The sequence below is a fragment of the Rhodovibrio salinarum DSM 9154 genome, assembly GCF_000515255.1.
Lineage (GTDB): Bacteria > Pseudomonadota > Alphaproteobacteria > Kiloniellales > Rhodovibrionaceae > Rhodovibrio > Rhodovibrio salinarum.
Window position 1 is genome coordinate 1,114,276 of sequence record NZ_KI911559.1, and the last position, 24,282, is coordinate 1,138,557.

27 protein-coding genes are annotated in these 24,282 nt (G+C 66.7%); 13 read left to right on the plus strand and 14 right to left on the minus strand.

Annotated features, from left to right (window positions below; translation table 11 throughout):
- Positions 1–6 precede the first annotated feature (6 nt).
- The 3 genes from cpaB to RHOSA_RS24640 form a co-directional block, all read right to left on the minus strand.
- A complete protein-coding gene (gene cpaB, locus RHOSA_RS20650; RefSeq protein WP_051431827.1) occupies positions 7–879 on the minus strand; it encodes a Flp pilus assembly protein CpaB in 873 nt (290 codons plus the stop codon).
- A 25-nt stretch (positions 880–904) separates the two neighbouring features.
- Complete coding sequence (locus RHOSA_RS24025; RefSeq protein WP_051431828.1) at positions 905–1,411, minus strand: A24 family peptidase; 507 nt, start codon at positions 1,409–1,411, stop codon at positions 905–907.
- Between the two features lie 76 nt (positions 1,412–1,487).
- Entirely contained in the window at positions 1,488–1,664 is a 177-nt protein-coding gene (locus tag RHOSA_RS24640; RefSeq protein WP_081728489.1) for a Flp family type IVb pilin, read from the minus strand.
- A 391-nt stretch (positions 1,665–2,055) separates the two neighbouring features.
- On the opposite strand from RHOSA_RS24640, the gene RHOSA_RS0105195 reads away from it, so the two are divergent.
- Together RHOSA_RS0105195 and RHOSA_RS0105200 are read left to right on the plus strand one after the other, a co-directional pair.
- Positions 2,056–3,651, plus strand: coding sequence for an ATP-binding protein (locus RHOSA_RS0105195; protein ID WP_027287833.1), 1,596 nt, complete (start codon positions 2,056–2,058; stop codon positions 3,649–3,651).
- Between the two features lie 427 nt (positions 3,652–4,078).
- Complete coding sequence (locus tag RHOSA_RS0105200; protein ID WP_027287834.1) at positions 4,079–4,627, plus strand: PAS domain-containing protein; 549 nt, start codon at positions 4,079–4,081, stop codon at positions 4,625–4,627.
- Positions 4,628–4,694: 67 nt separating this feature from the next.
- On the opposite strand, the gene RHOSA_RS0105205 is transcribed toward RHOSA_RS0105200, so the two are convergent.
- Positions 4,695–5,042: a hypothetical protein gene (locus tag RHOSA_RS0105205; protein ID WP_027287835.1), complete on the minus strand. Its 348-nt coding sequence runs from the start codon at positions 5,040–5,042 to the stop codon at positions 4,695–4,697.
- A 39-nt stretch (positions 5,043–5,081) separates the two neighbouring features.
- Positions 5,082–6,287, minus strand: coding sequence for an SPOR domain-containing protein (locus RHOSA_RS24030; RefSeq protein WP_169816598.1), 1,206 nt, complete (start codon positions 6,285–6,287; stop codon positions 5,082–5,084).
- A gap of 523 nt (positions 6,288–6,810) precedes the next feature.
- On the opposite strand from RHOSA_RS24030, the gene RHOSA_RS0105215 reads away from it, so the two are divergent.
- From RHOSA_RS0105215 to RHOSA_RS0105230, 4 genes are all read left to right on the plus strand, one after another.
- Complete coding sequence (locus tag RHOSA_RS0105215; RefSeq protein ID WP_027287836.1) at positions 6,811–7,518, plus strand: AAA family ATPase; 708 nt, start codon at positions 6,811–6,813, stop codon at positions 7,516–7,518.
- 46 nt (positions 7,519–7,564) lie between these two features.
- Positions 7,565–7,966, plus strand: a complete 402-nt coding sequence (locus RHOSA_RS0105220; RefSeq protein WP_027287837.1) for a hypothetical protein — start codon at positions 7,565–7,567, stop codon at positions 7,964–7,966.
- Complete coding sequence (locus RHOSA_RS0105225; RefSeq protein ID WP_156092562.1) at positions 7,963–8,667, plus strand: hypothetical protein; 705 nt, start codon at positions 7,963–7,965, stop codon at positions 8,665–8,667. The genes RHOSA_RS0105220 and RHOSA_RS0105225 overlap by 4 nt, the downstream gene beginning before the upstream one ends.
- 155 nt (positions 8,668–8,822) lie before the next feature.
- Positions 8,823–9,212: a winged helix DNA-binding protein gene (locus tag RHOSA_RS0105230; protein WP_027287839.1), complete on the plus strand. Its 390-nt coding sequence runs from the start codon at positions 8,823–8,825 to the stop codon at positions 9,210–9,212.
- A gap of 14 nt (positions 9,213–9,226) precedes the next feature.
- On the opposite strand, the gene RHOSA_RS24645 is transcribed toward RHOSA_RS0105230, so the two are convergent.
- Entirely contained in the window at positions 9,227–9,373 is a 147-nt protein-coding gene (locus RHOSA_RS24645) for a DUF3096 domain-containing protein (protein ID WP_081728491.1), read from the minus strand.
- Positions 9,374–9,529: 156 nt separating this feature from the next.
- Here RHOSA_RS24645 and RHOSA_RS0105240 point away from each other — a divergent pair, with 156 nt between their 5' ends.
- Entirely contained in the window at positions 9,530–9,994 is a 465-nt protein-coding gene (locus RHOSA_RS0105240; protein ID WP_027287840.1) for an SRPBCC family protein, read from the plus strand.
- Positions 9,995–10,018: 24 nt separating this feature from the next.
- Complete coding sequence (locus RHOSA_RS0105245; protein WP_051431830.1) at positions 10,019–10,603, plus strand: DUF924 family protein; 585 nt, start codon at positions 10,019–10,021, stop codon at positions 10,601–10,603.
- Positions 10,604–10,645: 42 nt separating this feature from the next.
- Here RHOSA_RS0105245 and RHOSA_RS0105250 read toward each other — a convergent pair whose 3' ends face one another.
- From RHOSA_RS0105250 to wrbA, 3 genes are all read right to left on the minus strand, one after another.
- Entirely contained in the window at positions 10,646–11,638 is a 993-nt protein-coding gene (locus RHOSA_RS0105250; RefSeq protein ID WP_027287842.1) for a glutathione S-transferase family protein, read from the minus strand.
- 62 nt (positions 11,639–11,700) lie between these two features.
- Positions 11,701–12,399, minus strand: coding sequence for a pirin family protein (locus tag RHOSA_RS0105255; RefSeq protein WP_027287843.1), 699 nt, complete (start codon positions 12,397–12,399; stop codon positions 11,701–11,703).
- A gap of 117 nt (positions 12,400–12,516) precedes the next feature.
- A complete protein-coding gene (gene wrbA, locus RHOSA_RS0105260) occupies positions 12,517–13,122 on the minus strand; it encodes an NAD(P)H:quinone oxidoreductase (protein ID WP_027287844.1) in 606 nt (201 codons plus the stop codon).
- Between the two features lie 184 nt (positions 13,123–13,306).
- Between wrbA and RHOSA_RS0105265 the strand changes: the two genes are divergently transcribed.
- Together RHOSA_RS0105265 and RHOSA_RS20670 are read left to right on the plus strand one after the other, a co-directional pair.
- Positions 13,307–14,239, plus strand: coding sequence for a LysR family transcriptional regulator (locus tag RHOSA_RS0105265; protein WP_027287845.1), 933 nt, complete (start codon positions 13,307–13,309; stop codon positions 14,237–14,239).
- A gap of 133 nt (positions 14,240–14,372) precedes the next feature.
- Positions 14,373–14,951, plus strand: coding sequence for a GNAT family N-acetyltransferase (locus tag RHOSA_RS20670; RefSeq protein WP_215904989.1), 579 nt, complete (start codon positions 14,373–14,375; stop codon positions 14,949–14,951).
- Between the two features lie 77 nt (positions 14,952–15,028).
- Here the strand turns inward: RHOSA_RS20670 and RHOSA_RS0105275 are convergent, their stop codons facing one another.
- The 5 genes from RHOSA_RS0105275 to RHOSA_RS0105295 form a co-directional block, all read right to left on the minus strand.
- Positions 15,029–15,547: a TspO/MBR family protein gene (locus RHOSA_RS0105275; RefSeq protein ID WP_027287846.1), complete on the minus strand. Its 519-nt coding sequence runs from the start codon at positions 15,545–15,547 to the stop codon at positions 15,029–15,031.
- 5 nt (positions 15,548–15,552) lie between these two features.
- A complete protein-coding gene (locus RHOSA_RS0105280; RefSeq protein ID WP_037255740.1) occupies positions 15,553–17,634 on the minus strand; it encodes a membrane protein in 2,082 nt (693 codons plus the stop codon).
- A 25-nt stretch (positions 17,635–17,659) separates the two neighbouring features.
- Complete coding sequence (locus tag RHOSA_RS0105285; protein ID WP_027287848.1) at positions 17,660–20,455, minus strand: DUF4159 domain-containing protein; 2,796 nt, start codon at positions 20,453–20,455, stop codon at positions 17,660–17,662.
- Positions 20,456–20,504: 49 nt separating this feature from the next.
- Positions 20,505–21,383 carry a DUF58 domain-containing protein gene (locus tag RHOSA_RS0105290; protein WP_027287849.1) on the minus strand — a complete coding sequence of 293 codons (879 nt, stop codon included), beginning with the start codon at positions 21,381–21,383 and terminating at the stop codon, positions 20,505–20,507.
- Positions 21,384–21,447: 64 nt separating this feature from the next.
- Positions 21,448–22,497: an AAA family ATPase gene (locus tag RHOSA_RS0105295; protein WP_051431832.1), complete on the minus strand. Its 1,050-nt coding sequence runs from the start codon at positions 22,495–22,497 to the stop codon at positions 21,448–21,450.
- Between the two features lie 42 nt (positions 22,498–22,539).
- On the opposite strand from RHOSA_RS0105295, the gene RHOSA_RS20675 reads away from it, so the two are divergent.
- The 3 genes from RHOSA_RS20675 to RHOSA_RS0105310 all read left to right on the plus strand — a co-directional run bounded on the left by RHOSA_RS20675 (position 22,540) and on the right by RHOSA_RS0105310 (position 24,250).
- On the plus strand, positions 22,540–23,178 hold the full coding sequence (locus tag RHOSA_RS20675) for a DUF1285 domain-containing protein (protein WP_081728494.1): 639 nt from the start codon (positions 22,540–22,542) through the stop codon (positions 23,176–23,178).
- On the plus strand, positions 23,130–23,819 hold the full coding sequence (locus tag RHOSA_RS20680) for an NUDIX hydrolase (RefSeq protein WP_081728495.1): 690 nt from the start codon (positions 23,130–23,132) through the stop codon (positions 23,817–23,819). The genes RHOSA_RS20675 and RHOSA_RS20680 overlap by 49 nt, the downstream gene beginning before the upstream one ends.
- Positions 23,820–23,929: 110 nt before the next feature.
- Positions 23,930–24,250 (plus strand): hypothetical protein, encoded by a 321-nt coding sequence (locus tag RHOSA_RS0105310; protein WP_027287851.1) that lies wholly within the window; start codon positions 23,930–23,932, stop codon positions 24,248–24,250.
- Positions 24,251–24,282 lie beyond the last annotated feature (32 nt).

A 24,282-nucleotide genomic window follows, 5' to 3' on the forward strand; every position in this document is an offset into this window, starting at 1 on the left:
CGGCCGCTATTCCTCGATCTCGATGCCGGTCATCTCGCTGCCGCGCACGACTACGACGGTGGGGCCGCGCTTGCTGCGCGGAGCGGACATGACGCGGCTGATTTCGCTGTCGGTGGTGAAGGTCGGTTGGGCGGGCGCTTCCGGGTCGCCCTCCCGGGCGATCGGGCGCAGCGACAGCGACAGGTCACCCAGCTTCTGGGCCAGTGACAGCTTTTCCGCCTCCTTCGGGTCGACCTCCAGGGTGGCGGTCTTGGCGACCACCCGCTCGCCCTCGACGTCGTCGGTGCGCTGGTCGAGCGCGAGCACCCGGATATCGGACAGCACGGTCTCGCTCGCCTTGCGTTCGTTCCGGCTGTCACCGTTCTGCCGGATGCTGTGCGACAGGATCACGTCGACCCGGTCGCCTGGAAAAATCAGGCCGGAGATGCCGCTGGCGGCGTTTACCGGCACCGACAGAGCGCGGTGGCCCTCGCTCAGCATCGCCGCGAGGAAGCCCCGGTCGCCGGGGCGCACGACCCGGGCGTCGGTGACCGGCTCGCCGTTGACCATGCTGGCGCGCACCACCGCGCCCAGCAGGTCGTCGCGTCCGCTCAGCGCCTGATCCTCACTGCCCTGGCCGCGAACGACGTAGGCCTCGAGCAGTCCGTCCTCCGGCCAGGCCTGCCAGCGCAGATGCTCCGATTTCAGGATGGTGCCGGCCTTGAGCGCGCCGTTGGCGACCAGAATCCGGGTCTCCTCCGGGACGTCGACCGGCGCCGGCGCCACGGCAGCCTGGGTCGCCTGACCCTGCTGCTGTTGCAGCCAGTTGTTGGTCATGACCGCGGCTCCGCCGGCAATCGCCAGCGATAGGGCGGTCAGCACGATGACGCGTGGGCGCATGTTGCGGCCTCCTCGGAAAATCGGATCAGGCGGCCGTCAGGCCATAGATGATCCACAAGCCGCCGGCCGCGAGGGCGACGCCGTAGGGGACGCTTTCTCCCATCGCGTCGCGGCCGCCGGTTTGGGGACCGGCCAGGATCGGCCCGTTGAACCAGTGCGCGCGCGGGCTGGTGCGGGTAGCCAGGATCAGAAGGGACAGTCCGGCCCCGGCAACTGCGGTGATCACCACGAAGCCCGCGAGGTCGGCGCTGCCTGCCCACAGGCCCAAAGCCGCCGCCAACTTGACGTCGCCACCCCCAACCGCGCCGCGCGCGAAGCCGATCAGGCCGAGGGCGAACAGAGCGCTTGCGACCGCTGCGCCGGACCACCAGGGGCCGGGCAAGCAGCCGGCCGCCAGAGCGATCGGATAGAGCAAGCCGATCGCGACGACGGCGGTGTTTGGGATGCGCCGGCGCGAAACGTCTGCCCAGGCGCACCAGGACACCAGGGCGGCCAGCGACACCAATAACAACAAGAATATCGGATCGATCATTGGCCTGGACCTGTAAGCGACGAGAGAGAAGCGGGCTCAAGCGCCGGCAGCGCTTGAACCCGCTTGGCTGTCAGCACTACGGCGTGGCGCTGGTCAGCTCGCCGGAGACTGTCGTGAAAAGCCCGCTGATGTCGGTGCCGAGCGTGGTCGCAGCCGTGACAATACCGACGGCGATCAGGGCGGCGATCAGGGCGTATTCGATGGCAGTCGCGCCCGAGTCATTACGGGCAAATTTGGTGATGAACTTCAGCATTGCTGCATCCTCCTAGCTGTGGCTTCTGTCGAACGGCGTGGTGAACTTTGATGCTTGCCCGTAAAAATAAAATTAATGTACAGAATGAATATTTGTGTTGTATTCTAAAATATAATCTAATTGAATTTTATCAGCATCAGGATATTCTGCGCTTATATATACAACCTTATTGTGTACAAGGTGTTCCGTATGCATTTCATCCCAATCGTGCGCGCGCCCAAGGGCATCTCTAGCGACATGCAAAGTCCTGGTGATTGGGGAATACTTAGGTCGAATGCAGGATTTAACAGCCTGTTCACACCGTCGTTCGTAGCGTTGTCCGGCCTTGCGGGCGGCGGTCCCACCGCCGGCATTTCTCCCACGATGGCCGCAGCAGGAGCGTTCCGCAGCCATGACCAGCCAACTGGGCCGCGTCGTCGCGGTCGCTGGCGCCGGCGTTACCGTCAGCTTGACCCGTGACGAACACGGCGCTTCCGCCGCCCAGATCCAGGCGCTCGTGCGCGTGGAGGCGGCGCGGTCCGTCGTCTTCGCCACCGTGCGCGAACTGCGGGTCGACAGTCGCGCTGCCGGCGAGACGCAGATCGCCGAACTGGAGCTGATCGGGGAGCAGGCACGGATGCCGGACGGCGGCCTACACGCCTTCCAGCGTGGTGTGGTGCACTTCCCTGCTCTTGGCGATGCGGTCTGCGAGGCGGCGGCGGAGGATTGGCGGCGGGTTTACATGCCGGATACGGGCGCCAAGCAGATGCGTCTGGGCGATCTGGACCGCGACGGCAACCTGCCGGCGATCGTGTTGTCGGACGAGTTGTTGTCGAAGCATTTCGCCATCCTGGGCACCACCGGCAGCGGCAAATCCTGTTCGGTCGCGGTGCTGCTGCGCCAACTGCTCGATGGCCATCCGAACGGCCACGTCATTCTGCTCGATCCGCACAGCGAGTATCAGGCGGCCTTCGGCGACCGGTGCGTCCTGGTCGATCCGCAGTCGATCTCGTTGCCCTACTGGCTGCTCAATATGGAAGAGATGATCGAGCTTTACTGCAGCCCGGAAGCAGCGCAGCGGGAGCTCGAAGCCGATATCCTGAAGCGCGCGGTGATCGCCGCCAAGCAAGCCTTTCACGGGAGCGAGCAAACCCACATCACCGTCGACACGCCCGTTCCTTTCCGTTTGACGACGGTGCTGCAGCACATCGACCGGGAGATGGGGCAGATCAACAAGGGCAGCGACAGCCTGCCGTTCCTGCGGCTGAAGGCGCGGATCGAGACGCTGCGGTCGGATTCCCGCTTCGCCTTCATGTTCGGCCAGATCTCGGTCCAGGACACGATGGCCGACATCCTGTCCCGCGTGCTTCGGATCCCGGTGGCGGGTAAACCGATCACGATCGTCGATCTATCGGCCGTGCCGGTGGAGATCGTGGACGCGGTCGTGTCGTTGCTGACACGGATGGTCTTCGACTTTGCCGTCTGGGCCGGTCCGAACGCGGAGGTGCCGATCCTGCTGGTCTGCGAGGAAGCGCACCGCTACATCCCGAACGACCCCGACAGTGGCTTCCAACCAACCCTCAAAGCGCTCTCCCGGATCGCCAAGGAAGGTCGGAAGTACGGCATCTCCCTCGGTCTTGTAACCCAGCGGCCGAGCGAGCTGTCGGAGACCATCCTGTCGCAATGCGGCACCCTGTTTGCACTGCGCATGTCGAACGACCGCGACCAAGCGTTCGTGCAGCGCGCGCTGCCGGATGGCGCGCGCGGTCTGTTCGCCGCGCTGCCGGCGCTCAGCAACCGCGAGGCCGTCGTGGTCGGGGAGGCGGCGGCCGTGCCGATGCGCATGCGGTTTGCCGAATTGCCGGCAGAAGCCCGGCCGCGGGCGGGGCAGGCCAACTTCGCCGCCGCCTGGCAGAAGGACGATCCCGGTCGCGAGGTGCTGGATGGCGTGATCACCCGCTGGCGTCGGCAGGACCGCAGCGCTACGGGGCGGATGGCGGCGGAGTAGGGGAAGAGTCCCAGTGTTGTGCAGCCACGCCGCGAAACGTTGTCGTTCGGAACGAGGTCTCAGTCTCAGACTAGAATTAATATAATATATATTATTCATGACGACCCGCATATATACGCTGGGTGATTCTTGTCCATTTATTTGAAGTTTTTTTCATAGTGAGATTTTGTATATCCATCTTGGTAACGAGAGTTGACCGAGGATGGGTGTCAGATATATCGGCCAATTTCCTTCTATTTTTCAGGTAATGGCAGAATGCCCAATCTAGCACTTATTAAATGTCCCAGAGATGCTACCTCTTCAGGTTTAGGGATTTTTCTGGAGGGAGATGATACTTGTATAAATCATAGTGTTAGAAAATAGATATCTGTCGCCCTGGGCGGTGTTAGCTCGTTAGTTTTAACTATAGGCAGCGCAATGGTTGGCGATGCTTGAAGGCGACCTGAAAGCCCTCGTGGATCTGTGGCAGGAAATTCGTGACCCAGATCGAAAAATTCCGAGGCGTTCCGCCTTCGACCCAATGCGCCTGCGCAGCCGATTGGCACAAGTTCATTTGCTTGAGTTCGATGGGCCGGCGTGCCTGATCTACCGTCTATCGGGCACGGCCGAGGTCGCGCGCCTGGGCGAGGATCCGAAGGGTAAAGACTGCTTCACCTTGGTCGATGCCGCGGCGGGGGATTACCTGCGTTGCAACATGCACGCGCTGCTCTTTCATCCCACCGGGGTGCTGGTGACGACCGAGGAGATCTACGCCGACGGCACCCGAACGCCGACACGGTATGTCGCCTTACCATTGCGCGATGAAGCGCGCCAACGCGATCAAGTCATCTCAATCGTTGCCGCGACGGCGGGAAGGCAGCCCACTGGCGTCCTCTCACCGCAACCCTCCGAACGGCCTTGGTACGATTATGTGATGACGGTTGAGCCGGTTGATCTCGGTTGGGGCGTTCCAGCCATTCCGACCTACAGGAGATAGGCAGGCGCCAGTCTCGCGTAGGGCCGGTCTTGTGCGGGGCAGGCGCGTTACCGCAACAGGGCTTGCGTTAGACGAACAGCACCAGCAGCCCCGCCAGGCCGGCAACGCATGGCGCAGCGCGGTGGGTCCAGTGGGCAGGCGCGCCCTTCGCGCCCGTCTGTCGCCCGCCGGCCTGTCGCTGTTGGCTCATCGGTTCGCCGTCGATCGTCGTCCGCGGCGCCAGCGAGTCGATCAGGGAGGCGGCCTTGTGCAACGTGCCCTCGTCGAGTTGCTGGACGGCCAAGCGCGCGCGCAGGGCCAGGACATGCCGGCGCAACTGCTCGCCTTGCGGCTGCGACGCCAGGATCAGAGCGATCCGGGTGTCGAGGAGGCGCAGCAACTGATCCTGCTGACTGGCGGTGGCGGGGCGATCCATTGCAGTTGTCTCCGAACTTCGGCGGTCTCAGAGATGGGGTCAGGATTGTGGGGTAGTGCGTACCACCAGGCAGGCCTGGTCGCGTGCTTTCAGGGCTTGGCAGAGCTGTTTCGGCCGACTGGCATCTGCGAACGGGCCGCTGCGTAGGCGATAATAGGTGCCTTTGTCCGGCACCTCGGTTTTCTGAACGGAGGGGGACAGATCGGCCAACAGGGGGGCGTGCGCGTCCTGCAGGCGCTGCCACTCCTTCTTGGCTGCGGGGCGCGCGCGCAGGGACGCGATCTGCACCCAGTAGCGGGGGGCGTTGGCCGCAATCGCCTGATCGCGCGCAGGGTTGGGCGAGAAACTGGCGGGGACGATGCGGCCTTGCGCCGGCCCGGTCGAATTGGGATCGCTTACGTTTACGTGAGCATCCGTCGTAGGCTGCAGGGGCATTGGCATGGCTTCGGCGACCGGTGCGGCCGGCGTTGCCGTCTGGTCTCTTCCGGTGGTGTCCGTGCCCGAGTGAGCATCCGTGGCGGCCTCGGCCGTCTGGGTCGTGTCTGTTTCAGGTTCGGGCGTTTGCGGGGCGGTGGGCGCAGACGCCGCGACGTCCGTAATCGTCCGGGCGGCGCGCAGTGCACGGTAGTACGCCAAATTACGTTCCACGGCATTGGATCCGAGATCGGCGTCACTGGCCGCCGCGGCGTCATCCATCTCACCGGCCAAACCATAAACCAGAGCGAGGTTTTGGCGGGTCCGGGCGGTCGCTTTGGGATCACGCGCGGCATCCTCCAGCACGCGGATCGCCGGCTTGTGCTGACCGGACAGCGCAAGCGACAGGCCCAGGTTGGTGCGTAGCGCGACGTTCATGGGCGCGAGTTCGAGGCCCTTGCGGTAAACCGTCTGGGCATCAGGGTGCCGGCCCAGCATGTCCAACGCCACCCCTTTTGCGACATAGGGGCGTGTGTCGGCGGCTTCCTGCGTGATCAACCGGTCGAACTGCTCGATTGCCGCCTCTGGCCGGTCCGCCGCCAGCAGCGCTTTCCCCAGGCCGTAGCGCGCGTCAACCGACCCGGGCGCGTAGGTCAGCGCGCGGCGGTAATGCTGCGCGGCTTCCGCAGGGTCGCCGCTGCGGTAGTTGGTACGGCCCAGGCCCAGGTGTCCCGCGGGCGCTTCCGGAAAGCGGGCGGCGATCTTGGCGTAGATGTCGCGCGCGGCGGTGACGTTGCCGCTGGATTCCGTGCGCGCGGCGAGCCGGAGCATGGCTTGCAGCGAGGTTTCCGCTGCGACCTGATCGGCGGCTGTCGTCGCGGTGGACTGTTGCGGGGTGCTGGCGCAACCCGCCAATGCGAGGGATGCCAGCAGGGCCAGGGACGAAGAAAAGCGTGCGCGGCGATCTCTAACCCGGGAGCGTGGTGCTGGGACCATATCGAACTGCTTTCCACTTGTAATCGGAGCCAGGCTGGCGGATGGCGGCGGCGATTGGTACGCAGTCGTCGGACGCACCGGTTTCAGGTCGTGCAGTCTGGCGTGAAAGCGTTAATAAATAGTATTTACTGGTGCATTGCCATGAGATTGCCCAATTAACGATCCATTCAGATCCGTGTATCATTGTATCTCTGAGAATATATCAAATAAAATGTGTTTGCTAGAAATTGAATCTATATACCCAGAGAAAGCGTTTAGATTTCCACACGAATTCCGACTGCCTGCGACGACACGCAACGCCGAACGGCGAACGCGCATTTGCGCGTGGGACGCCAAATTCTAGGCAGGAGTAGACGTCATGCACGTGATCACCTTCGCCTCGCAGAAGGGCGGCTCCGGCAAAACCACGCTCGCTGGCCATATGGCCGTGCAGGCATCGCGTGCTGGTGCGGGCCGGGTTTGTCTGATCGACACGGACCCGCAAGGTAGCCTGTCCGACTGGTGGAATGCCCGCGCCGAGGAGACGCCGGAGTTCGTCCATACTGCGATAGCGAGCCTGGCCGACGACCTGGCTGGGCTGGAAGGCCTGGGTGTGAATCTGGTCGTGATCGACACACCGCCGGCGATCACCGAAACGATCGAGCAGGTGATCGCGCTCTCCGATCTGGTTGTGATCCCAACCCGGCCAAGCCCGCACGACCTGCGCGCCGCCGGCGCCACGGTCGCGCTTGTGGAGGCGGCTGGCAAGCCGCTGGTGTTCGTCGTCAATGCGGCTACCCAGCGGGCCCGGATTACCGGCGAGGCTGCGGTCGCGCTGTCGCAGCACGGCACGGTGGCCCCGACCACCGTGCACCAGCGTACCGATTTCGCCGCCAGCATGATCGACGGCCGCACGGTGATGGAGCTCGCCAAGGCGCAGAAGTCGGCACAGGAGATGAGCGATCTCTGGGGCTATCTCGCCAACCGGATTAGTGGTGACCGGCAGACTTTCCTGGGTGCCCACGCCGCTGCTCGCCCGGCCAAGTCGCCCATGGTGCCGACGCGTGCGGCGGGGGCGGTCGGCTGAACCGTCGGTTAATGACCCTTGAGTCCCTTGTTTGGAGAGCCGTGCCATGACCGTGGCTTCACTCAACGCCCGCCTGCTCGCGCGCAAGGGCGATGCCCGCCCGGCGCCGATCGACAGTGATGAAGACCGTGTACGGCCACCCGTCTGCCGCATGTCGGTGGGCGTAACCGAGTCCCTCTTACATAACGCCTCTCTACCTCACGAGCCCGGAACGGAAAATCCGCACGCGCGCGTCCGGGTCTCGCTGCGTTTGACGGGCGAGCGGCACCGCCGGTTGCGGCTGGCGTCTATCCATCTGAACGCTTCGTTGCAGCAGATCTTGACCCACGCGCTCGACCAGTATCTGGCGCAACTGACCCCTGCGTGCCCTTGTATGGGGGAGGCTGGGGCCGGCAGCGGGACCGACGACTGCCTGGCTGCGACGTCGCAAGCTGGGGCACGCGCGTGAGCCGGCGCGTGCGGCAGGCAGATACGGCACAGAGCCAGCCCGAGTTGCCCCCTGCGGCGTCGTTGCTGAGCGTGCCGATCTTCCGCGCAGCCGCCCGGCAGCAGGTCACCCCCACGAGGGTCGGGACCCCTGCGGAGGCGACAAGCACCGATGCGCCACTGTCTACCGGTGCCCGTGCCGAAACAAGCGCAAGCGACACCGTCGTTGGGGGCATGGAGACGTCCGCTGCGGGGCTTGAGCCGGAGCAGCCAGCATCTGGCTCGAAGCCGGTCGCGACAGGACCGGAATATCGGCGTCTGCTGGACTATTGGCGTGCACTTGCGCGCCAGGGACGGGTATCTGTCGAGAAGCTGGATGGGGACATGATCGCCGCGCGCTGGCCCTATGCGATGCTGTTACGCGTGCCGCCAGGTGGGATCGTTGATATCATCCAGGTGTTTGCACCGGCCTGCGACGCGAATGGAACGGGTGCCGAGACGGGGGTGTGCGCCCAGAACCCCTTCGCCCGGGATCAGGCCTCGCAGATCTCCAGTTGGGTGCTGCAGGTGGCTCAGGATGCCGTCGGCTGTCATCAGCCCAGCCGCCATCAGGAAACCTTTTACCAGGCGGGCCGCGCTCGGTGTTTGCTGGCCGAACTGTTGCCCTGCCACGTGGAAGGCGATCGTGCCGCGTATCTACTGCTGCACCTACAGGACGCGTGAAGACGGGCCGCGGTTTTCAGCGTGCAGCCGGGACGTGCGCGATCGGTCTGGAAAACTGCATTCGCAGCGATGTGGCTTGACGGCGCTTGGCCGGGTCTTTACACGCAAATCTGAATGTAAAAGTTTTAAGACACACGCGGGCACACGCCGATCCGATGAGCTACTCCCTCGAGCAGCGCCGCGTTTACCTCGACATGATCGACCAGGTGGGCCAGCGGTGGCTGCATCTGTTCCGCGGCGATCCTGAGATGTACTCGGCCGCTTACTGGGATCTGTTGACCAGTTTGTGGCGGGCGGGGCAGCCGATGCGCAAGACCGATGCGCTGGCGGCGATGCATGGCATCCGCAGTGCGCACACCGCTGGCAAATACGTCGACGCGGCGATCTCGCGCGGGCTGATCTTGGAAGAGGATAATCCGCGCGACGCCCGTTCCAAGGTCCTGCGGCTCGCGCCGCAGACGCAGGAGCGCCTCGACGCGTTCTTCGAGGAGGCCGTCGGGGATCTGGTGGACGCCGCGCGGCGTGTCGAGGCGCACCAGGATTAGCGCGCCTGCTGGGATTAGCCGAGGTACGGCAGCAGCCCGGTAACGCCGACGAAGATCAGGTAGGCCGCGACGACGTAGTTCAGCAGTCGCGGGCTGATCAGGATCAGGATGCCGGCGATGAGGGCGACCAGCGGTTGGATCGTGTTGAAATCGATATACATGGGCGCAAGACCTCCGGGTCGGATGTGTGCGTTGTCGGGCAGGTGTGGACGCGGCCCCGGGGTGGCACCTACCTGCAGCACCGGGCCCGTATGACTCCGGCTGTGCGCGTAGCAGAGCCGACCCGCCCCTGACTAGAGGCGGTATGCGGGCGTCCCATGATCGGACACACCAAAATCGCGAAGGAGCGCAGTTTGCAGATGGCCAAGGTGAGCGAGGCCGCGAGACTCTACATCAGCGCCGAGCGGGTCTGGGAGACGATCGGCCGCTTCGAGAGCATCGACAGCTGGCATCCGTCAGTGCTGGGCATCGAGATGTCGGGTAGCGAGCATCAGCCGGAACGCCGGCTCGAACTGGGCGACCCGGAAAAGCTGGTGGACCGGCTGGAGAGCCATGACGACGCGGCGATGAGCTATCGCTACAGCTATCGGGGTGGGCCATTGCCGCTGTCGGAGATGACGGCCGAACTGCGTGTCAAACCGGACGACGCGGCCAGTTGCACGATCGAATGGTCCGCTGATCTGTCGCCGGACGGCGACACCGAACAAGACCAGGCCGTTGCCGAGTTGCAGAACTTCTTCCGCCGCGGGCTGGAGCACCTGCGCTTTACGCTGGCGGGTTGAGCATAGCTTTGCCAAGCTGGCTGCATGACCGACAGTGATCCGCCGATCGCGCGCCCCGAAGCCGATCAGCCACGGCTGGCCGACCTGCTGACCTTCTGGTTCGATCCAGCGAGCCGGCCCTATTGGTTCGACAGCACACCGGCGTTCGATGCCCAACTGCGCGAGCGCTTCCTGGATTTGTACGCGGCGGCGGCGGACGGCGGTCTCAGGCAGTGGCGCACATCCGCGCACGGCTGCCTCGGGCTCGTGCTGCTGCTGGATCAGGTGCCACGCAACGTCTTTCGCGGCACGCCGCAGGCATTTGCGACCGACCCCGAGGCGCGCGCCATCACGCTGGAGGCGCTGGATAAGGCGTTCGATCGGGAATTGGACGAGGCGCAGCGGCTGTTCCTCTATCTGCCGTTGGAGCACAGCGAGGATCTGGCCGATCAAGACCGCTCCGTAGCCTTGATCGCCCAATTGACCAGCGAGCCGGCGTGGAAGGACTACGCCGACAAGCATCGCGCCGTGATCGCCCGCTTCGGCCGCTTCCCCCACCGCAACGCCCTCCTGGGGCGGGAGAGCACGGCGGAGGAGCGGGAATTCCTGGAACAGGGTGTCGGCTGGTAGGGCGTTCGGTGTGCGCGCTGACTCTGGCCGCAGGCCCTCGTGCTAGGCTGCCCCGGCGATTGCCCGCAGACCGCCCGGACCGCCAAGCGCGTCGCGGCCGTGCGGGGCGGTCAGGTCCAGAACCGGGCCCTTGGGCACGATCTGGGTCGGGTTCACCATCGTGTGGCTGACGTAGTAGTGCTTCTTGATGTGCTCGAAATTGGTCGTCTCGGCCACGCCCGGAAGCTGATAGATCTCCCGCGTCAGGCCCAGCAGGTTCGGATAGTCGGCGATCCGATACTTGTTGCACTTGAAGTGGCCGACATAGACGGGATCGAAGCGCACCAGCGTGGTGAATAGGCGGATATCCGCTTCCGTCAGCCGGTCGCCGGCGACGTAGCGCCGCTCGGCGAGCAGGCCCTCCAACCAGTCCAACGTCTCGAACAGGGCGTCGAACGCTTCCTCGTAGGCTTCCTGGGTGGTAGCGAAGCCGGCCTTGTACACCCCGTTGTTGACCTGATGGTAGACCCGTTCGTTCACTCGCTCGATTTCCGAGGCGAGATCGTCGGGGTAGAGGTCGAGATCGGGATTGCGGGCGAAGGCGTTGAAGTCCGCGTTGAGGATGCGCACCAGATCCGCCGACTCGTTGTTGGCGATCGTGCCCTGCTTCTTGTCCCATAGCGTCGGCACCGTGACCCGGCCGGTGTAGGTCGGGTCCGCCTTGACATACAGCTCCCGCAGATAGGCTGCGCCGTTCTCGTGGTCGGGACAGTCCTGGGTAAACTCCCAGCCGTTGTCGGCCATGTACCAGTGCACGACCGACACCGGCAGCGCATCCTCCAGGCCCTTCAGCGCGCGCATAATCAACGCGCGATGCGCCCAGGGGCAGGCGTAGGAGACGTAGAGGTGATAGCGGTCCGCTTCGGCCGGGAAGTTGCTGGAGCCGTTGGCGGTGACACGGTTGCGGAACTTCGTCTCCGGGCGGACGAAGCGGCCGCCGTGCTTATCGGTGTCGTACCACTGGGTGTGCCACTCACCATCGATCAGCAGGCCCATGACGGGATCCTTTCGCATGTCCTCATGAACAGGAAGCGGTGTCGGGCGGGGCGGCCGCGCGCCTAGGGCAGGTCGGCCAGCAGCAGCTCGCTCTCCGCCACGGCGGTGATCTCGATCTCGTCCTCTTCGGAGATAACCGCGCCGTCGCGCGCGTCCAGCGTGGTGCCGTTCACGGTCAGTTGCCCCGTCGAGGCCACCAGATACCCCTGTCGCTCGCGCCCGAGGGCGTGACGCACTGTCTGGCCCGCCCGGAGCGTCGCACCGAATAGCGCGGCGTCCTGATGGATCGGCAGGACTTCGTCGTGCCCCGGCCGGCCGGAGGCAAGCGGCACCAGCCGTCCGGCCCGTTCCTGGGAGGGAAAGGCACGCTGGTCCCAGCGGGGCGTCAAACGCTCCTGCGCCGGCTGGATCCAGATCTGGAAGAGTTGGGTGATCTCCGGCTCGCGGTTGTATTCTGCGTGAATCACGCCCTTGCCCGCGGTCATCACCTGCACGTCGCCGGCGGGGGTGCGCCCCTGGTTGCCCAGGTTGTCTTCGTGCGTGATCGCGCCGCGGCGGACGTAGGTGATGATTTCCATGTTGCGATGGCCGTGGGGATCGAAGCCCGTGCCCGGTTGCACCGTGTCGTCGTTCCAGACCCGCAGCGGTCCGACGCCCATGCGTGCTGGGTCGTGGTACTGCCCGAAGCTGAAGTGATAGCGCGCGGACAGCCAGTCCAGTTCGAACGCGCCCAGGCTCTGGAAAGGACGATGCTCGATCATCGCCGGAGTTCCTTTCGCAACAGGAGAGAAGGGTCGGAACGCGCCGCCAGGCCCCTTTTGCCGTGCGGCGAAAAGGGGCCTTTGCGATGGCGGTCGTACCGGCCGAGGTGCGTTGCCTCAGCCGTGCAGCTTCTTGGTGATCTCACTCACGTGGCGGCCTTGCGCGCGGGCGATGGCGAGCTCGTTCTCGCTCGGCTGACGGCTGCCGTCAGCGCCGGCAATCGTAGTGGCGCCGTAAGGCGTACCGCCGGTGATCTCGCTCAGATTGCTGAGTTCCTGCACGGAATAGGGGACGCCCACGATCACCATGCCGTGGTGCAGCAGCGTGGTCTGCATCGAGATCAGCGTCGTCTCCTGGCCACCGTGCTGGCTGCCGGTCGAGGTGAACACGCTGCCGACCTTGCCGATCAGCTTGCCCCCGGCCCACAGGCCGCCAGTCTGGTCCAGGAAGTTGCGCAGTTGACCGGTCATGTTCCCGAAGCGGGTCGGCGAGCCAAGAATGATCGCGTCGTAGTCGCCAAGCGCGTTGGGATCCTCCAGCACCGGCGCGGTCTGGTCGGTCTTGTACCCGGCCTGCTGCTGCACACTCTCCGGTACCAGCTCGGGCACGCGGTAGATGTCGACCTGCGTCCCCTCGACGTCGCGGGCGCCGTCGGCGATTGTCTGCGCCAACGTCTCCACGTGACCCCAGGTCGAATAGTAAAGTACCAGTACCTTCGCCATCGTCGTCGCTCCTTTGCGCGTGTGGTTGGTCGTTTCCCGGGAAGCGGGCCGCAGCGGCCGCAGGCAGGGCCCGAGGCGGCGGGTCCGAAAGCCCGATCTACAAGGTCAGATAGGCGTTTACGCTCGAACGGAAAACATGCGAATCATGCATCGCATTGTTTCCCAGAAGAAACGAGAGCCGCGCATGACCTATGAACACCTGAGCGCCATGGCCGTTTTCGCGCGGGTGGTGGAAGAGGGCAGTTTCTCGCATGCTGCGCGCGGGCTGGGACTGAGCAAGTCTGCGGTGTCCAAGCAGGTCGGCCGGCTTGAGGATCGGTTGGGCGTGCGGCTGTTGAACCGCACCACGCGCCAGCTCTCGCTAACCGAAGCCGGGACGGCCTTCTACGAGCACTGCCGCCAACTGGTCGCCGACGCCGAGGCCGCGGAAAGCGCCGTGACCCATCTGGCCGCCGCCCCGCGCGGCACGCTTCGGGTCAACGCGCCGATGTCGTTCGGGCAACTGCACGTCGCCCCGGCGCTGCCGGAGTTCCTGGCGGCTTATCCGGAGCTTTCGGTCGAGATGCAGCTATCCGACCGGACGGTGGACCTGATCGAAGAGGGGTTCGATCTTGCGATCCGGATCGGCCAACTGCGCGATTCCAGCCTGATCGCCCGGCGGTTGGCGCCGCTGCGCCAGGTTCTCTGCGCCGCGCCGTCCTACCTCGCCGCCCAGGGGCGTCCGGAGCACCCGCATGATCTGAAGGATCACGAATGCCTGATCTACTCCTACCTGTCTTGGGGGCGGGAATGGCGCTTTCAAGGCGTTGACGGGGAGTTGCGAGTTCCGATCCGGGGACGTCTCGAGATCAATAACGGCGATGCCCTGCTGGCTGCCGCGCGTCAGGGCTTCGGGATCGTCATGCTGCCGAGCTTCCTGGGCGCCGACGATCTCAAGGCCGGCCGGCTGGAGCCCCTGCTGCAAGACTGGTGCGAACCGGCGGCGGGCGGCATCCACGCTGTTTTCCCGGCAAGCCGCAATCTGTCCCCCAAGGTTCGCGTGTTCGTCGACTATCTCGCCCGACGCTTCGCCGGGCAGCCCTATTGGGAGGTGGAACAGGCGGAGACGGCGGTGTGAGAGCATGAAAGCGGCTGGCAATGGCCACTTTTCTCGCTGGGCGGGGAAGAAGGCGCGCCTTGGCGGCGTTCCGGGGCTGTGGTAAGCGGACAGTAGTCTGTAGTCCCACGCGTGGGCGAAAGAGGACGTTTCGATGACTGACGGTATGCTGCGCTTTCATATCGGGCCGGAGCGGCCCGACGACGCCGAACGGATCGAGCCGCTGCTCGACCGAACGTTCGGCGACGAGCGCCGTCAGAAAACCGTCTATCGCCTGCGCGCGGGCGTACGTCCGGTGCCCGAACTGTGCTTCGTCGCTACCGACGATTTTGGCAAGATGCTGGCGTCCTTGCGCTTCTGGCCGATCCAGGTGGCCGGACAGGGCGAACCGCCGGCGGACGGGCCGCAGGCGATCCTGTTGGGTCCGCTGTCGGTGGAGCCGAAGTACCAGGGCCGTGGCATCGGTCGCGCACTGGTGCGTCAGGGGCTGGACACCGCGCGGCGCATGCCGGTCGAGCTGTGCGTCGTGGTCGGCGAGCCTGGGTACTATCAGCCTTACGGTTTCATTCCGGCCACGCCGCAGGGATTGATCCTGCCCGGTCCGGTGGAGCCGCGTCGTTTCCAGGTGCTGGAGCTCAAGCCGGGCGCGCTGGAGGGTGTACGCGGTCGCATCCGCGCCGACCTCCGCTACGCCGAGCCGGGTGCGGCCGGGAGGCATCTTCGCCGGGCGTGAGCCGGACGAAGATGGCTGATCACGAGATCGGGAAAATTTAACTGGCGGCGGCGAAGCCCCCGATTGGCGGGGGCTGCCTAATAGTTCAGCCGCAGAATCTCGACGTTCAGGGCCGTGGCGAAGCAGACCCAGGCGAGGTAGGGCAGCATCAGCAGGCCGGCGGCGCGACTGACCTGCCAGAAGGCGGTGGTGGTGGCGAGGATCGCCAGGATCAGGGCAACCACGTCGACCAGCGCCAGGAAAATGTCGCCCGCGCCGAAGAACAGTGCCGACCAGGTGAAGTTGAGCGCCAGTTGAACCAGGAAGCAAGCGAGCGGCCAGCCGAAATCCTCCCGCTGGGCCGCGCGCCAGGCTTGCCAGCCGGCTAGCGCCATCAGGAAGAAGATCGCCGTCCAGACGATCGGGAAGGCGAGGTTGGGCGGTGTGAACGTCGGCTTGGTGAGGTCGGCGTACCAGCCGTCGATCGCGGGCTGCGTGACCGAGACGGTCGCTCCTTCGACCGCGAATACGAGGGCCAGGAAGGCGATCAAGACGAGCGCTTGCTGTGCGAACGAGCGGCGCTTGGGCGGGTCGCTATCGATGGGGGCGGCGGTCATCACGGCTATTTACCCTCCCGGAACCAGGCGGCGATCAGGGTGCCAAGCACCAGGATGAGCGCGAGCACGGCCGGCAGCAAGGGAACTTCCGTCACACCCGCCACGCGGTAGTCGCGGTTGGCGTCCAGTCCGATCCAGCCGCGTCCGGCGCTGTCGCGGTCGGGATCGACCTTGCGCAGGCGCGGAATGCCGTCGGCGATGCGTACGTGTGCTCCGCCGCTCGCCTCGACCAGCGGGTGCAGACGTGCGCGCGTCGACCGGACGTCGCGGTATTCCAGTGGGTTCGGTGGCCCAGCGGCGGCGACGGCGGTACGCGTGCCGTCGCTGAGTTCGTAGGTGCCCAGTTGGTCGACCGGCATCGTCGTACTGGCACGTCCGTCCGGGCCGGGCTCGAGCTGCAGCGTCTGGGTGCTGCCGTCGGGAAGGGTGACCTCGACCGGTGGCAGTTCGGTCTCCAGCGAGCGCCGCTCGACCACCAGGCGGTCGCCCTCGACCCGGGCGCGCAACGCTTCCTCCTCCAGCTCCGGCTCTTTCATCAGCCAGTGCGCGACCCGGCGCATCAACTCTGCCTGCGGGCCGCCGCCCTCGTAGCCGCGCGCCCACAGCCAGGCGTGGTCGCTCATCAGTTGGGCAACCCGTCCTTCGCCGACCCGGTCGAGGATCAGCAGCGGCCGATCGCGCACGCCTTCCATCACGATATCGCCGCTTTGGACGTCGACATTCAGATGCCGGAACCAGCGGCTCCAGTCGGCCTCTGCTTCGGGCCCGTTGGAGCCAGTCAGGCCGCGGGTCACCGGATGGCGGGTGCCAAGCTCGGTCACCTGCGGCTTGAAGCCCTGTTCGTAGATCTCGCCGGTTGGCGCGCCGGGCAGCACGCGGCCCAGCGGCGTGCGGTACAGCGACATCCGGCTGGCGAAGCTGGGGCCGCCGGCTTCCAAGAGCGCGCCGCCGTTGCGCACGTACTCGGCGACGTTGTGCAGATAGAGCGAGGGCAGCACGCCGCGGCGCTGGTAGCGGTCGAAGACGATCAGATCGAACTCGTCGATCTTGACCTCGAACAGTTCGCGGGTCGGGAAGGCGATCAGCGATAGTTCCCGGATCGGCGTGCCGTCCTGCTTTTCCGGCGGCCGCAGGATGGTGAAGTGCACCAGGTCCACTGACGGGTCGGATTTGAGCAGCGAGCGCCAGGCGCGTTCGCCCGCGTGCGGTTGGCCGGAGACGAGTAGGACGCGCAGGCGGTCGCGCACGCCGTTGATCACGATCGCCGCCCGGTTGTTGGCCAGCGTCAGTTCGCGCGGGCCTTCCGCGACCTCCAGCTCCAGCACGTTCTGCCCGCGGTGGGTCAGCTCGACCGTGATCTCGGTTTCCTCGCCGACCGGCACGGTGCGGGTGCGCGTCTCAGTGCCGTCGCGGGTCAGGCGCAATTCGGCGCTCGCCGGGCCGTTTTCGGGTGCGGACAGGTCCTCGACCTTGACGGTGAAACGGATCTCCCGGCCGACAATCCCGTAGCCCGGTACGTCGCCGACGCTCAGGCGGCGGTCGCCCTCGTCTTCCCGGCCGGTCATCAGGTGATGCACTGGCGCGTCGATATCCAGGGCGTCCAGGCTCTCCGGCACATCGTGGATCTGCCCGTCGGACAGTACGACCAACCCGGCGAGGCGCGCGCGCGGGATCTCCGCCAGCGCGCGGGCGACATCGTCGAACAACCGCGTGCCGCCTTCCTGGTTGGGTCCGTCCGCGTCGCCGACCCGGATCACGCGGACCCGCGTATTTTCGAGAGTCGCGAGGTCGTCATCAAGCGCGTCCATCGCGCGCGCGACCTGCGCTTGCCGATCTTCCAGGCGGTTGCTGGCGCTTTCGTCGACCGCGATCAGAACGATGTCGGGTAACTCCTCGCGCTGCTCCCGGATCAACGACGGGTTCGCCAGCACCGCCAGGATCGCCGTCAGCGCCAGCGCGCGCCAGGCCGCCCCGCGGGCCTGGCACCAGGCGGCGACGCCGATTGCCAGCGCGCTCAGAACCGCCAGCGCGATCACCACCGTCCAGGGGACCAGCGGCGCGAAAGCGAGCGTGGTGGCGTTCAGCATGACCGACCCCTTGGCGTGCGCGCCGTCATTGGCCTAGCCGCTCCAGGATCGCCGGGACGTGCACTTGATCGGCCTTGTAGTTGCCGGTCATGGCGTACATCACCAGGTTTACCCCGACCCGATAGGCGATCTCGCGTTGACGTTCCCCGCCGGGCGTGACGGCGAAGCGCGGTTGCCCCGCCTGGTCGATTGCCCAGGCGCCGGCGTAGTCGTTGTAGCCGACCAGGACGCTCGCGACCCCATCGCCGTCCCCGCCACCGGCGCGCGTGTCTTCGACCCATAGCTGGCCGCCGTCGTAGCGGCCCGGGAAGTCGTTCAGAAGGTAGAAGGTCTTGGTCAGCACGTGCTCTGGCGGCACGGGCTGCAGCGGCGGGATATCCAGGTTGCGGGTCAGTTGGCGCAGCGCCTGTGTCGCGCCCGACAGGCCGCCGCCCAGGTTCACGTTCGGCGTCGGATCGCGCAGGTCGAACAGGATCGTCCCGCCATTGGCAAGGTAGGCGTTGACCTTCCGCGTGGCCTTCGGACCGAGCGGGGCCTGCTCGGCCGTTACCGGCCAGTAGAGCAGCGGGAAGAAAGCGAGCGGATGCTCGTTCAAGCGCACCGGCAGCGGCGCTTCCGGCTCGATCGAGGTGCGCGCGCTCAGCGTGCGCGACAGGCCGCGCAGCCCCTGTTCGGCGATCTGGTCGACTCGCGCGTTCCCGGTCACGACGTAGCCCAGGCGCGTGTCCAGCGTGGCCTTCAGCGCGTAGCTCTCCGGGTCGTCGCTGCTGTCGACCTGCGCCTGTGCGCTACCGGGCGCCAGCGTGACGGCGAGCAGGATCGCCGCCGCACCGCCGGCCGCACGCCGTCCCATACCATCGCCCCCGGTCGGGCCGAACAGGCCGCGCAACAGCAGTGCGAGCACGAGATCGACCAGCAGCAGCGCCAGGGCGGCGACCAGCAGCCACGGTCCGATCGGACGTTCCGGTTCGGCCGAGAAGCCGCCGACCGAGATACCGTTTGGCAGGGCGGTGAGCGGCCGCGCGTCCACCACCGCGGGGCCCAGGTTATGCGCCCGGCGTTGACCTTCCAGACCGTACAGGCCCGGTGGATGGGCGGGATCGATCGTATTGGACTCCAGGGCCTCCGGCGACAGGGCCTGCACGCTTGCCGGCGCCGGGCCGAGCGCGCCAAACCCGTCGAGCACGCTGGACGGCGGTAGGGGGCTGCGCTCGGAGGATCGCGCGATCCCTTCGCCGACCGCCACGACACGCCGGAGCATTTGCACGAACAGACCGGACAGCGGCAGGTTCGACCATTGCGCGTTCGCGGTGGTATGCACCAGCACGACCCAGCCGTCGCCGCGCTGATCGGCAGTGACCAGCGGCGTGCCGTCGGCGAGCCGGGCCCAGGTCTTCTCACCCAGGTCCAGGGCGGGTTGGGCCAGTACCTGGCGGTCGATGGTCAGGTCGTCCGGCACCGACAGGCCGGCGAACGGGCTGTTGGCGTCGAACGGCGCCAGCTTGGGCGGGCTGCCCCAACTCATCGTGCCTGATAGTGCGCGCCCGCCGCGGCGCAGGCGTACCGGCAGCAGGGGGTCGCCGCTGCCGTCCCGCGCGTCCGGCCCCGTCAGCTCGCGTGCCAGCCGCGGTCCGGCGAAACGCAGCAAGACGCCGCCGCGCTCGACCCAGCTGCGCACCTGGGTGCGCAGGTCGGTGCGCAGGGCGCCGCGGTCGGACAGCACGATCACCGCCTGGTCCTGGGCCAACAGCGCGCCCAGCCCCCCGCGTGTTACCTCGGCATAGGGGTTGAGCGCGCGTTCCAGGTAGTACACCTCCGACAGCAGCGGCTGCGCGTCGGCTTGCGCGCTCTCGGTCACCAGGCCGACCGGCCGGCGCTGCCAGCGGGAATCCAACAGCGCGACGCTGGCTGCGGTAGTCTCTCCCTCGACGCTGACGCGTGATATCCGGTTGCGCAGTTCCAGCGGCAGGTCGAAGCGCACGGTCGCGTCTCGGCTGCCGTCCTCGAAGCGTGCTTCGGCCGTGGCAACCAGCCGGCCGCGCTCGTCGTTGGCGACCACCGTGCGGGTGGTGGGACCGCGAGTGTCCGGGCGGTGGATCGGCACCGCGAGGTCGGTTCCGTCGCTGGACGGTGGCAGTACGCTGAGCGGCAGGTTGCCCGGCCGCGGGCGCATCACCTCGACCCGGCCCAGGCGTTGCAGCCGGCTGGCGAGCGCGTCCGTGCCCGGCGTTTGCAGCCCGTCGTTCAGCCAGATGACATGTGCGCTGCCGGTGATCTGCAGGTCGGCCACCGCGGCCAACGCGGCGTCGTAGTCGCTTGGCCAGGGACGCGGCTTGAGCGCGCGGACCCGCTCGCGGGCGCGCTCCGGACGCAGCAGGTCGCTTGCCGCGAGCGGCGTATCTGGCCGTTCGGTGGCGGTGGTCAGAAGGTGCACCCGACGCTCTTCCCGCACCGCGCGGTCGAGCGTGACTTCAGCCGCCTGCATCCGTTGCGACCAGTTCTTGGCCGCCGCCCAGCCGTTGTCGATCACCAGCACGAGCGGCCCGCTGCCGGAGAGCTGAGTGGCGGGGTGCAGCACCGGACCGGACAGGCCGACGATCAACAGCGCGGCCGCGGTCAGGCGCAAGAGCAGCAGCCACCAGGGCGTGCGCGCGGGCGTCTCTTCCTTCGGCGCCAGGCCGAGCAGCAGGCGGATCGCGGGGAAGCGCTGCGTCTTCGGCGCTGGCGGGGTGACGCGCAGCAGGAACCATAGGGCCGGCAGCGCCAGAAGCGCGAGCAACAGCCACGGCTGGGCGAAGGCGAGGGGGCCGAGTGCTGCCATACGGGCCTAATCCATCCTCCGTTCTGCGGTGCCTGCTGGGCCCATCGGGCTAGAGAGAGTGAGCTAAGGCGCTGTAAACCGCCAACAGCGCCGTCTGCGGCGACCGGTCCGTGCGGTGCCAGGTGCAGCGCCAGCCGGTGCGCCGGGCGATCTCCCGGATCGCATCGATCTGGGCCGATAGCTGGTCGCGATACTGCGCGCGCACCCCTTCCGCGCGCGACAGCAGCCAGGGGCGCTCCCCCTCGAGCCCTTCGAAGCGCACGCGTCCCGAATAGGGCAGCGTCTCCTCCGCGGGATCGAGCACCTGGACCAGATGGCCGTTCACCCCGCGCTCGGCGAAGCTGCGCAGGCTGCGTTCGATGTCCGCGGGATCGGCTAGAAAGTCGCCGAACAGCAACACCTGCCCGTAACGCGGCAGTGGCTCGGGCGCGGGAAGCTCCCGTGCGTCTTCCGGTTGCTCCCGGCGTAGCAATTCGCTCAGACGCACCAGCGTGCCGCGGTTGGCGGCTGGCGGCAGTCCGGTGCCGAGCAGGCTGACGTGTTCGCCCGCGCGGATCATCAAGGTCATCAGCGCGAGCATCAGCAATTCGGCGCGCTCGCGCTTGGTCGGCAGCTTGTTGGAAGAACGCCAGTCCATCGAGGCGGTGCCGTCGCGCCAGCACCAGACGGACTGCGCGGCTTCCCATTCCATTTGCCGGACGAAGACGCGATCGGCCTTGGCCGTCTGGCGCCAGTCGATCGCTTGCGGCGAATCGCCGGGCTGGTAGTCGCGAAACTGCCAGAACGCCTCGCCCTGGCCGACGCGCCGGCGGCCGTGCACCCCTTGGGCCACGCTGGCGGCGACCCGCTCGGCGTGCAGCAACAGCGGCGGCAGCGTCGCGGACAGCTGTTCCGCGCGCTGGCGCGGGGACAAGGTCGTGGGGCTCATGCGGGTCACGTCCAACGCCGGTGCCGGCTGCCGGTTTCCGAACTGACGGGCACCGTGGCTGTCATCACTGCAGTGGCTGGCACAGCCGGTCGATCAGGGCGTCGAGCACCTGTCCCTCGGCGCGGGCGGCAAAGGTCAGGGCCATGCGGTGGCGCAGGATCGGGTGGGCGAGTTCCAGCACGTCGTCGACCGACGGGGCGAACCGCCCTTCCATCAGCGCCCGCGCGCGCACGGCCAGCATCAACGCCTGGCTGGCGCGCGGGCCGGGACCCCAGGTGACCTGCTCCGGTACCTCAGGGATCGTACTGGTTTCGGGGCGGCCGTTGCGCACGAGCTGCAGAATCGCTTCGACCACGCTTTCGCCCACGGGCACGCGGCGCACCAGCTGCTGGGCGTCCATCAATTCCTGCGCGGTGAGCACGCTTTCGGCCTTGCTGTCTTGCGCTCCGGTGGTGGCGACCAGCATCTGGCGCTCGGCGTCGATATCGGGGTAGCCGACGTCGATCTGTAGCAGGAAGCGATCGAGTTGCGCCTCCGGCAGCGGGTAGGTGCCTTCCTGTTCCAGCGGGTTCTGGGTGGCCAGGACGTGGAACGGCTCGGGCAGCGCATGGCCGTGGCCGGCGACCGTGACCTTGCGCTCCTGCATCGCCTGCAGCAGCGCCGACTGCGTGCGGGGACTGGCGCGGTTGATCTCGTCGGCCATCAGCAACTGCGAAAAGATCGGGCCGGGGATGAAGCGGAAGGCGCGCTTGCCCGCGTCCGTTTCCTCCAGCACCTCGGAGCCCAGAATGTCGCTTGGCATCAGGTCGGGGGTACACTGCACGCGCCGCTCGTCCAGGCCGAACACCGTGCCCAAGCTTTCGACCAAGCGGGTCTTGGCCAGGCCGGGCACGCCGATCAGCAGCGCATGTCCGCCGCACAGCAGCGTAATCAGCGTTTGATCGACCACCTCCTGCTGACCGAAGATGACGGTTCCGACCGATTGCCGTGCCGCCTTGAGGCGGTCGCCCAGTTGTTCGATCTCCTGGGCCAGGCGATGGTCGGATTGCGCTTCCGCAGTGGAAGCGAACGGATCGGTGGTGGTCGTGTTCGCTGACAAGACGACGCCCTCCATCGTCAGAACCGCAGGACCGGATCGCCGGGGAGCACGCGAGGCATGCCGCTGAGACGCGATCGCATAGAGAGAATAGGGCCAAGCGCGCCCCCTGACGAGGGGGGCGGCGGCACAAGCGCCGCGACCGGGGCCGACGACGGCACCCGGATCGGCACGCTGACAGGAATCGAGCCCGGCGACTTCGCGATCACCCGCGACGGCGTCTGGTGGCACGACGGTGCCCCGATCCCTCGGCGCGAACTGGTCAAGTTGTTCGCCACCGTGCTCAAACGCGAGGCCGACGGCGGCTACGCCCTCGTGACGCCGGCAGAGCGGGCGCGCGTGCACGTCGAGGACGTGCCGTTCCTGGCCGAGGAGCTGGAGGTCACACATGCGGACGGGCAGCAGGTGCTGACCTTCCGGACCAATACCGACCGCTGGATCGAGGCGGGGCCAGATCATCCGATCTGGGTCGAACACGTGCCTGACAGCGCGGAACCGGCGCCGTATATTCGGGTCTCGGACGGCTTGGATGCCCGACTCGTCCGTTCCGTATTCTATCAGCTGGCCGAGTTGGCCGAATCGCGGCCCACCGAGGGGCGCATGAATGCCAACGACGCAAGCGACTCGCAGGGACAGGAGGTCCTGGGCGTATGGAGCCGCGGCACGTTTTTCCGGCTGACCGCCGACGCGCCGGCGTGAGCGCGGGGACGCCCAACCTCGACCGTTTGCGGATGCGCATCCAGGCGCAATGCCCGCTGGGCGGCGATCATCCGGTGCGTCGCAATCCCCGCCGACGCGGCGACGACGATCTGAATCCCGGCATGATCGATCCCGCAGGGGCTTTCATCGATGCCGCCGTGCTGGTTGCCCTGGTGGCGCGGCCGGCCGGCCTGCAGGTTCTGTTGACCCGACGGACCGCGCATCTGAGCGCGCACGCCGGGCAGTGCGCCTTCCCGGGCGGCCGGATCGAGGCATGGGATGCCAGCCCGGAGTCCGCTGCGCTGCGCGAGGCGCAGGAGGAAGTCGGCCTGGACCCGGAGGGTGTGGAGATTCTGGGCCAGCTCGACACCTACCTTGTACGCACCGGCTACCGCGTAACGCCGATCGTCGCCCTGATGACGCGCCCGCAGGAACTGAAGCCCGACGGGTACGAGGCCGAGGCGGTGTTCGAGGTGCCGCTGGACTACCTGATGCGCCCGGAGTCCCGGCGTCTGGCTAGTCGCACCGATCTGGGTCAGGAACGCTTCTTCTACATCTTCGACTATGGCGACTACGACATCTGGGGGGCGACGGCGGGGATGCTGGTCAACCTGATCGAGGTGCTCGGCCACGAGCCCTAACCGAATGGCTGGCGCCACGGGCTGGCGACGGCGGCCGGCGCGGCTATATCCCCACCCAGATTTCCGTTCCCAAGCCGCGAGCCCGCAAGCGCACAGATGCAATCGAACAGATGCTGAAGAAGTTCCTCACAGTCGTCCTGCCGATCGCGCTGCCGTTCCTGGTCTACTGGGGCTACGTGATGCTGGCGCGCTGGCGGGCGCGCAAGACTGGTGGGGTTGAACGCGATATTCCCTGGCCCTGGGCGGTGCTGACATTGGTTGCGGTGGTGCTGATGGTGTCCACCCTGGTCGGCTACCGGGTGCTGGACGAGCAAGCAACGCCGGGTCAGCAGATTACGCCGGAGCGCTTGATCGACGGCCAGATCCAGGACAGCGACGTGGTCGACCGCCCCGAGTCGCCGCGCGAGGGCAGAGGGGCGGCAGGCGAGTAGCTGCTGGCGCAAGCCCAACTACCAACCGCGTA

Coding starts and splice junctions, on each gene's coding strand:
- cpaB (WP_051431827.1), bottom strand. CDS start 879: ATGCGCCCACGCGTCATCGTGCTGACCGCCCTATCGCTGGCGATTGCC.
- RHOSA_RS24025 (WP_051431828.1), bottom strand. CDS start 1,411: ATGATCGATCCGATATTCTTGTTGTTATTGGTGTCGCTGGCCGCCCTG.
- RHOSA_RS24640 (WP_081728489.1), bottom strand. CDS start 1,664: ATGCTGAAGTTCATCACCAAATTTGCCCGTAATGACTCGGGCGCGACT.
- RHOSA_RS0105195 (WP_027287833.1), top strand. CDS start 2,056: ATGACCAGCCAACTGGGCCGCGTCGTCGCGGTCGCTGGCGCCGGCGTT.
- RHOSA_RS0105200 (WP_027287834.1), top strand. CDS start 4,079: ATGCTTGAAGGCGACCTGAAAGCCCTCGTGGATCTGTGGCAGGAAATT.
- RHOSA_RS0105205 (WP_027287835.1), bottom strand. CDS start 5,042: ATGGATCGCCCCGCCACCGCCAGTCAGCAGGATCAGTTGCTGCGCCTC.
- RHOSA_RS24030 (WP_169816598.1), bottom strand. CDS start 6,287: ATGCTCCGGCTCGCCGCGCGCACGGAATCCAGCGGCAACGTCACCGCC.
- RHOSA_RS0105215 (WP_027287836.1), top strand. CDS start 6,811: ATGCACGTGATCACCTTCGCCTCGCAGAAGGGCGGCTCCGGCAAAACC.
- RHOSA_RS0105220 (WP_027287837.1), top strand. CDS start 7,565: ATGACCGTGGCTTCACTCAACGCCCGCCTGCTCGCGCGCAAGGGCGAT.
- RHOSA_RS0105230 (WP_027287839.1), top strand. CDS start 8,823: ATGAGCTACTCCCTCGAGCAGCGCCGCGTTTACCTCGACATGATCGAC.
- RHOSA_RS24645 (WP_081728491.1), bottom strand. CDS start 9,373: ATGTATATCGATTTCAACACGATCCAACCGCTGGTCGCCCTCATCGCC.
- RHOSA_RS0105240 (WP_027287840.1), top strand. CDS start 9,530: ATGATCGGACACACCAAAATCGCGAAGGAGCGCAGTTTGCAGATGGCC.
- RHOSA_RS0105245 (WP_051431830.1), top strand. CDS start 10,019: ATGACCGACAGTGATCCGCCGATCGCGCGCCCCGAAGCCGATCAGCCA.
- RHOSA_RS0105250 (WP_027287842.1), bottom strand. CDS start 11,638: ATGGGCCTGCTGATCGATGGTGAGTGGCACACCCAGTGGTACGACACC.
- RHOSA_RS0105255 (WP_027287843.1), bottom strand. CDS start 12,399: ATGATCGAGCATCGTCCTTTCCAGAGCCTGGGCGCGTTCGAACTGGAC.
- wrbA (WP_027287844.1), bottom strand. CDS start 13,122: ATGGCGAAGGTACTGGTACTTTACTATTCGACCTGGGGTCACGTGGAG.
- RHOSA_RS0105265 (WP_027287845.1), top strand. CDS start 13,307: ATGACCTATGAACACCTGAGCGCCATGGCCGTTTTCGCGCGGGTGGTG.
- RHOSA_RS20670 (WP_215904989.1), top strand. CDS start 14,373: ATGACTGACGGTATGCTGCGCTTTCATATCGGGCCGGAGCGGCCCGAC.
- RHOSA_RS0105275 (WP_027287846.1), bottom strand. CDS start 15,547: ATGACCGCCGCCCCCATCGATAGCGACCCGCCCAAGCGCCGCTCGTTC.
- RHOSA_RS0105280 (WP_037255740.1), bottom strand. CDS start 17,634: ATGCTGAACGCCACCACGCTCGCTTTCGCGCCGCTGGTCCCCTGGACG.
- RHOSA_RS0105285 (WP_027287848.1), bottom strand. CDS start 20,455: ATGGCAGCACTCGGCCCCCTCGCCTTCGCCCAGCCGTGGCTGTTGCTC.
- RHOSA_RS0105290 (WP_027287849.1), bottom strand. CDS start 21,383: ATGAGCCCCACGACCTTGTCCCCGCGCCAGCGCGCGGAACAGCTGTCC.
- RHOSA_RS0105295 (WP_051431832.1), bottom strand. CDS start 22,497: ATGGAGGGCGTCGTCTTGTCAGCGAACACGACCACCACCGATCCGTTC.
- RHOSA_RS20675 (WP_081728494.1), top strand. CDS start 22,540: ATGCCGCTGAGACGCGATCGCATAGAGAGAATAGGGCCAAGCGCGCCC.
- RHOSA_RS20680 (WP_081728495.1), top strand. CDS start 23,130: ATGGAGCCGCGGCACGTTTTTCCGGCTGACCGCCGACGCGCCGGCGTG.
- RHOSA_RS0105310 (WP_027287851.1), top strand. CDS start 23,930: ATGCTGAAGAAGTTCCTCACAGTCGTCCTGCCGATCGCGCTGCCGTTC.